General features: G+C 66.4%; 2 protein-coding genes. Both read right to left on the reverse strand.

Translation table 11 applies throughout. The features are described 5' to 3' along the window. Positions 1 to 279, reverse strand: a 279-nt coding sequence (locus FUT88_RS25690; protein WP_186829392.1) for a triphosphoribosyl-dephospho-CoA synthase, incomplete at its 3' end; no start/stop codon positions are given. Continuing rightward, positions 279 to 750 (reverse strand): malonate decarboxylase subunit alpha (locus FUT88_RS25695; protein WP_186829393.1); only part of this gene is annotated, 472 nt, incomplete at its 5' end. The genes FUT88_RS25690 and FUT88_RS25695, both read right to left, overlap by 1 nt.

Here is a 750-nt window from a genome sequence, read left to right on the forward strand (position 1 = left end):
GCCGATGCGCTCGCGCAGGGCGAGTTGTGCACCGGCCTGCATTTCGATTTGCGCGCCGGCCAGCGCCATGGCTTCAAACGCCGGGCGCAGCGTCTGCGCGGAATGCACCATCAGCGTCCAGTCCAGATCGTGATGCGCGCCGTTGCCGCGCACGTCCACCAGACCGGGTTTGGGCGACAGCGTCACCTCGTCGATCAGGGCAGATTCGACCAATGCGGCCAATCGCTTCGCGCGTGCTTTCGGGCTGGCGGGCAGGGGCCGTTGCAATGTCTTTTCCATTACCAGCTCCGGAAGCGCGCAGGCGGGTCGTACAGGCCGCCGGACCATTCGACCAGGTCGGCGATGCTCTTGGCGGCGAGCAGCTCGCGGCTGGCGTCGCTGCGACGCACGTCGAGGTCTTCGGGCAGCGCGATCAGGCCGTCCCGGCGCATCTGTTCGGTCTTGGATGCGTCATGCCGCAGGCCGATCGACGTGACGCCCGCCACGGCGGCGATCATCGCGCGCCGCTCTTCCAGCGAACGGGCCTTGTAGAGATAGGCAATGCCGTCTTCGGTCAGCAGGTGGGTGACGTCGTCGCCGTAGATCATGATGGGCGCCAGCGGCATGCCGCTTTGCTTGGCGACGGCCACTGCATCCAGCGTGTCGACAAAGGTCGGCTTGCCGCCTTCCTGGAACGTTTCGACCATCTGCACGACGAGCTTCTTGCCGCGCTCGAGCATCGTCACCGGTTCGGTCATGTCGAGCCACGCG

This window comes from Ralstonia sp. TCR112 (genome assembly GCF_007997035.1).
GTDB lineage: Bacteria > Pseudomonadota > Gammaproteobacteria > Burkholderiales > Burkholderiaceae > Ralstonia > Ralstonia edaphi.